Origin of the sequence: Streptomyces alkaliphilus (assembly GCF_014141535.1) — a bacterium.
GTDB lineage: Bacteria > Actinomycetota > Actinomycetes > Streptomycetales > Streptomycetaceae > Streptomyces > Streptomyces alkaliphilus.
Map to the genome: position 1 here is coordinate 1 of NZ_VKHT01000264.1, position 5,739 is coordinate 5,739.

At 72.9% G+C, this 5,739-nt stretch carries 5 protein-coding genes, 1 other RNA gene and 1 pseudogene; 5 read left to right on the forward strand and 2 right to left on the reverse strand.

From position 1 onward, the window contains the following. Positions 1–66 precede the first annotated feature (66 nt). The 5 genes from ftsX to FNQ90_RS27265 all read left to right on the forward strand — a co-directional run bounded on the left by ftsX (position 67) and on the right by FNQ90_RS27265 (position 4,360). Entirely contained in the window at positions 67–978 is a 912-nt protein-coding gene (gene ftsX / locus FNQ90_RS10715; protein WP_143624505.1) for a permease-like cell division protein FtsX, read from the forward strand. Between the two features lie 166 nt (positions 979–1,144). After that, the gene (locus FNQ90_RS10720) at positions 1,145–2,386 is read left to right on the forward strand and encodes a S41 family peptidase (protein WP_182606160.1); all 1,242 of its coding nucleotides are present in this window, start codon (positions 1,145–1,147) and stop codon (positions 2,384–2,386) included. 103 nt (positions 2,387–2,489) lie between these two features. Next, entirely contained in the window at positions 2,490–2,999 is a 510-nt protein-coding gene (gene smpB / locus FNQ90_RS10725) for an SsrA-binding protein SmpB (protein WP_182606161.1), read from the forward strand. A gap of 180 nt (positions 3,000–3,179) precedes the next feature. Further along, positions 3,180–3,554, forward strand: a transfer-messenger RNA (tmRNA) gene (gene ssrA, locus FNQ90_RS10730). A gap of 329 nt (positions 3,555–3,883) precedes the next feature. Then, positions 3,884–4,360 carry a P-type ATPase gene (locus FNQ90_RS27265; protein WP_323379874.1) on the forward strand — a complete coding sequence of 159 codons (477 nt, stop codon included), beginning with the start codon at positions 3,884–3,886 and terminating at the stop codon, positions 4,358–4,360. Here the strand turns inward: FNQ90_RS27265 and FNQ90_RS28430 are convergent. After that, positions 4,283–4,459: pseudogene (locus FNQ90_RS28430) on the reverse strand (hypothetical protein); the annotation flags it as partial. The gene FNQ90_RS27265 and the pseudogene FNQ90_RS28430 sit on opposite strands and share 78 nt — an antisense overlap. A 360-nt stretch (positions 4,460–4,819) precedes the next feature. Next, on the reverse strand, positions 4,820–5,739 hold a 920-nt coding region (locus FNQ90_RS10740; protein WP_228471030.1), incomplete at its 5' end, for a DUF3152 domain-containing protein.

Consider the following 5,739-nt stretch of genomic DNA (forward strand, 5'->3'; position numbering starts at 1 on the left):
GCCCCGGGCCCTTCCGCCCTCTCGGGCCCCGCCTCCGTCCACGAGCACCACCACGGGAAGGACGCCATGCGCGCCAACTTCGTCCTGTCGGAGATCGGCGTCGGTCTCCGTCGCAACGTCACGATGACGCTGGCCGTCATCGTCTCCGTCGCGCTGTCGTTGTCGCTGCTGGGCGGGTCGCTGCTGGCCCGCGAGCAGGTCACCAGCATGAAGGACTTCTGGTACGACAAGGTCCAGGTGTCGATCTTCCTGTGCAACAAGATCGACGCCGACACCGACCCGGCCTGTGCCCGGGGCGCCGTCACCGACGAGCAGCGCGAGGAGCTCGAGGCCGAGCTCAAGCAGTACGACATCGTCGAGGAGGTCTTCCACGAGACCGCCGAGGACGCGTACAAGCACTACACCGAACAGCAGAAGGACTCGCCGATCGCGGCCGTCGTCACGCCGGACCAGATGCAGGAGTCGCTGCGGGTCAAGCTGAGCGACCCCGAGCGCTACGAGGTGATCTCGACCGCCTTCGCCGGGCGCGAGGGCGTGCACTCGGTCCAGGACCAACGGGCCCTGTTGGAGAACCTCTTCCAACTCCTCAACGGCGTGAACATCGCCGCCCTGGCCCTGATGGCGCTGATGCTGGTGGTGGCACTGCTGTTGATCGTCAACACGGTCCGGGTCTCCGCCTTCAGCCGACGGCGGGAGACCGGGATCATGCGACTCGTCGGCGCCTCCAGCTTCTACATCCAGATGCCGTTCATCCTGGAGGCCGCGATCGCCGGTCTCATCGGGGCGGTGCTGGCCTGTCTGATCCTGGTGGTCGGCAAGTCCTTCCTGATCGACGGCTTCCTCGACTCGCGCATCCAGGTCATCGACTTCGTCGGCTGGGACGCGGTCCTGTCGGTACTGCCGTTCCTGTTGGTGGTGGGGGCCCTCATGCCCGCCGTGGCGGCGCTCTTCGCGCTCCGCAAGTACCTGAAGGTCTGAGCCCCCCCCGGCCGACGGGCGGCCGGTTCCCGGGCCCCGCGGCGCCCGGCGCGTGCCGGGCGCCGTCCTCGTGCGGCCGCGCACCGCCTGATGGTGTGACAGATCACGTTCGGGTCGCCGCACATCCTGCCGTACGCTCCCGGCGGCCGGCCTAGACTCCCGACTCATGTCACGTGTGCGTAACGGAGGCCCGATCCGCCCGGCGCGTCGCGGCACGGTGCTCGCCGGTGTGCTCGTGGGCGCGCTCGCGGCCGGGGCGGCGGGAGCGGCCTGGGGCGACGTGGTCGCGGACCTGCCACCCGCGGGCATCGGACCGGGCAGCACCGCCCCCGTCGACGCCGAGATCGTGGTGGGCGCCTCCGGCGACACGTGGTCGGCCTCCTACACCGCCGAGGAGTACGAGGCGTGGCGGCTCTCGCTGGAGGGTGAATACGTCGGCACCGGTGTCTCCGTGCGGAGGGTCTCCGAGGACCGCGTCGAGATCGCCCGGGTGCACGCGGGTGGCCCGGCGGATCGCGCGGGCCTGCGCGCCGGTGACGTGCTGCGGAGCGTGGACGGCGTGGCCGTGGAGGACCTGCCGGTGACCGAGGTGGTCGCCCGACTGCGCGGCAGGGACCTCCCGGCGGCGGAGGCGGGACCGGGCAGCCGGGTACGGCTGGGCGTGGAGCGCGCGGTCCCGGCGGGCGCCGGTGCCGGCCCGGGGGGCGAGCAGGGGGACGGGGCGTCCGGCCGGGTCTCCCGCTCCGCCGAGAGCACCCGTATCGCCCCCGGGAACGGAGGTGTCCCCGCCACCGTGATCGAGGTGGAGGTGGAGCGCGCCGTGCTGGCCACCGAGCCGGTCACCGTCCACCGTGACGCGCCGGGCACGACCCGGGTGCGCGTCTCCTCCTTCGTCGAGGGCGCGGCCGAACGGTTGCGCACCGAGGTGGCCGGGATGCCGGAGGGGGAGGGGGTCGTCCTCGACCTGCGGGGCAACAGCGGTGGTCTGATCACCGAGGCGGCCGAGGCCGCGGCGGTCTTCCTCGACGGCGGCCTGGTGGGGACCTACGAGGTGCGCGGTGTCCAGCACGCTCTGCGCGCCGCTCCGGGCGGGGACACCGAGCGGCCCGTGGTCGTCCTGGTGGACGGGGGCACGATGAGCTCGGCCGAGCTGTTGACCGGCGCGCTGCGGGACCGCAACCGGGCCGTGGTGGTGGGCAGGCCCACCTTCGGCAAGGGCACCGTCCAGATGCCGAGTCGGCAGCCGGACGGCAGCGTCGCGGAGTTGACGGTCGGCACCTACGCCACCCCGGCGGGCACCACACCGGTCGAGGGCGGGGGTCTGGAGCCCGATGTGCCGGTGGAGCCGGGCGAGGACCCGGTGGTCAGGGCGGGGCGGGTGCTCGCAGCCCTCTCCGGCGGGGCCTGAGGGCCGTCCCGCCGTTCCCGGACGACCCGGCCCGACCCCGCGACACCCGACCCCGGAATAATCGGGGGCCGGCGGGCGTCGGGGCCCATAGGATGGTGTGGCCATGGCGAAGACCAAGAAAGCTGACAAGAAGAAGGCCGACGCCGAGGGGCGCAAGCTCATCGCGCAGAACAAGAAGGCGCGGCACGACTACCACATCCTGGACACCTGGGAGTGCGGGCTCGTGCTCACCGGTACCGAGGTGAAGTCGCTGCGTCAGGGGCGGGCCTCCCTGGTGGACGGGTTCGGGCAGATCGACGCCGGCGAGGTGTGGCTGCACAACGCCCACATCCCGGAGTACGCGCAGGGCACGTGGACCAACCACAGCGCCCGGCGCAAGCGCAAGCTCCTGATGCACCGGTCGGAGATCGACAAGCTGATCGGCAAGCTCCAGGAGACGGGTCTGACCCTGGTGCCGCTGAGCCTGTACTTCCTCAACGGCCGGGTGAAGGTGGAGATCGCCCTCGCCCGGGGCAAGAAGGAGTACGACAAGCGGCAGACGCTGCGCGAGAAGCAGGACCGGCGGGAGTCGGAGCGGGTGATGTCCGCCGCGCGGCGGCGACAGCGCTCCTGACCGGCCCCACCGGCGGGCGGGTCGAGGGGGAGGTCGAGGGCGAGGCGTCGGGTCGATCCGCGCCGACCGCGACACCCCCGGGGAAAAGCGCCGGCCGGAACGGTGGCGGCTCCTGTACCATGGACCGCAGGTGAACGGTGATACCGGCCCCGGCCGGAGCACCGCTTGTCAACTCAACATGGGGATGATCGGTTTCGACAGCGGCTGTCGAAGCAGGGGAAGCGAGCCGAGGAAGCACGGCGATGATCTCGTTAACCACGCGCCGTGAAAAAAATAATCGCCAACCAGAAGCGCGATTCCTTCTCGCTCGCTGCCTGACGCAGCGAGCGTGAAGTGTCAGTCCGGGAGCGTTCCCGTCCCGGGTCCTGGCATCAGCTGGGGAACTCCACCTTCGGCCCCGGTCACGGGGGTCGATAGGGACATCAAACAGTGACTGAGCCCGTCGGAGACTTGTCCGCGTGATCTCCGGGGCCGAGAAAATCGAAGCGGACTGCGCTCGGAGAAGCCCTTCTTCCGCACCGTTGGACGCGGGTTCGATTCCCGCCATCTCCACTCCCCATGAGGCCCCCGCCCGGTTCACCGGGCGGGGGCCTCGTCGTGTGTCGTCCCGGCCGCGGCGAATCCCGGGGGCGGGGGCGCCCGGCCCCGCCGACGCGGTGTGGTTCCTCGGGACCCTGGCCGGGCTGGTGCCCGCGCTCGTCATGGTGGCGGGAGAACTGCGCCGGGGGCGCACGGGCGTGGACGTGATCGCGGTGCTGGCGCTGGTGGGCACCCCCCTGGTGGGCGAGTACCTGGCGGGGGCGTTGATCGCGGTGATGTTCCTGGGCGGCCGTCGGCTGGAGGAGTCGGCCCGACGACGGGCGACGCGCGACCTGCGGGCCCTGATGGAGCGCTCACCCCGGCTGGCCCGGCGTCGGGTCGGGGACCGCCTGGTGGAGGTGACCCCGGCGGATGTGGTGCCCGGCGACCTGTTGATGGTCGGCCCCGGGGAGGCGGTACCGGTCGACGGCCGGGTGGAGTCGGCGGAGGCGGTTCTCGACGAGTCGGCGCTCACCGGGGAGTCCGCGCGGGTGGAGCACGCCCGGGGCGCGATGGTCTCCAGCGGCACGGTGAACGCGGGCGCGGCGTTCACCATGCGGGCCACGGCGGTGGAGGCGGACAGTGCCTGGGCCCGGCTGGTGCTGCTCGCCCGGCGGGCGGGGGCGGAGCGGCCCGGCGGCCTGGCGGGCCGAGCGATTGAACGCGTGGATCTCGAACGTGTGGCCGCCCAACCCTCGCAGCAACCGCTCGCACCAGACGGCGGAATCGCCGCGTGCGTACGGATAGCCACCCTCCGTGAGTATCGCGACTCGCACCGGTGACACCCCTCCGTTTCCTGTACCGGGGCCCACGGCCCCTGCCGGCCGGGCCGTCCTCCCGACCGTTTCCGGGAGGCCGCCGCCGCGGGCCGGGCGGCCCACCGGGGTCGGCGTCGGGACGGGGCGGGGTGCCCGGGCTCTCGATCACCGCGGTTCGCGGGAGCGCTCGACCGCCCCGCGAGGTCCGGGAGACGAAGGTAAGCGGATCAAGGGGGGTCGTGACGGACGGTTGTCCGCCACACCACCGGAAGGGGTGAAGAAACGTAACCCCGGCCCCTTCGGGGCGTTAACCCGCGGCACGGAGCACCCCCGAGGGGATTCCGAGGGGCTTCCGAGAGAATTGGGACGGACTCGCGGGGCGGTCGCGGGCGGGGGCGATCGTGGTTCGACACCCCGTCCGGTGCGTGGTCGCGCGGCACGGCCGTCACCCGGGGGTGACGGCCGTGCCGCGTCGGGGAGCCCTCAGCCGCCCCCCGGGGTCCGGCGCCCGGGGTGCGGCCAGGCGTTGGGCTCGCAGGTGATGCCGCCGGTGGTGAGGAACTTCGTCTGCTGCATCATCACCGGGGCCGGTTCCCCCTCCCCCGGACAGACCACGTGGTTGTAGCCGATGCGGTGCCCCACCTCGTGGTTGATGAGCATCTCGCGGTACCCGCGCAGGTCCGAGCCGAAGGTGTCGGCGCCCTCCGCCCAGCGGAAGGCGTTGAGCACCACCCGCTCGGTGCTCGCCGAATCACAGGAGACGTTGTCGATGCTGGTGTCCAGGCCGGAGCGGCGGCACCACTCGTGCGTGGTCCCGGGGGTGGCCAGGGTCAACACGAAGTCGTACTCCCCCGAGGAGACCCGGGCGAAGGAACGCTCGCCCTCGTTGCCCCACCCGCGCGGGTCGGAGAGCGTGCGGTGCACCGCCTGCGCGAAGTGCTCCGGGTCCACCCCCATGTCGTGCAGGTCGCGCTCGATGTCCACCCGGTAGCGCAGCAGGGTGCGGGCGTCGGGGTCGGTGGCCGGTTCCGACCCGGCCACCGGAACCAGTTCCCCGCTGCCGGTGACTTCCGGATCGACCTCCAGCGGTGCGGCGAACCAGGCGTCGAAGTCGAAGGGCTCCTCGGCCTCCGGCTCCTCCCGCGGGTCGGCGTTCCCCGGGTCCCCGGGTTCCACGGGTCCCCCGCCGGGGAGCGGGGGCGCGCCGTCCGCCGCGGCGACCGCGGCCCGCTCCCCCGGGCCGGGGTCCCCCTCCGCCATCTGACCGGTGACGGTGACCGCCAGGACGGTGACCACCGCCGCGGCGGCCGCGCCGGTGACGGTGCGGCCGCGTCCGCCGGGAGCGTCGTCGCCGGCGGCCCCGTCCCCGGGGGGACGCTCCCGCACCGGGGGCGCGGCGGGGC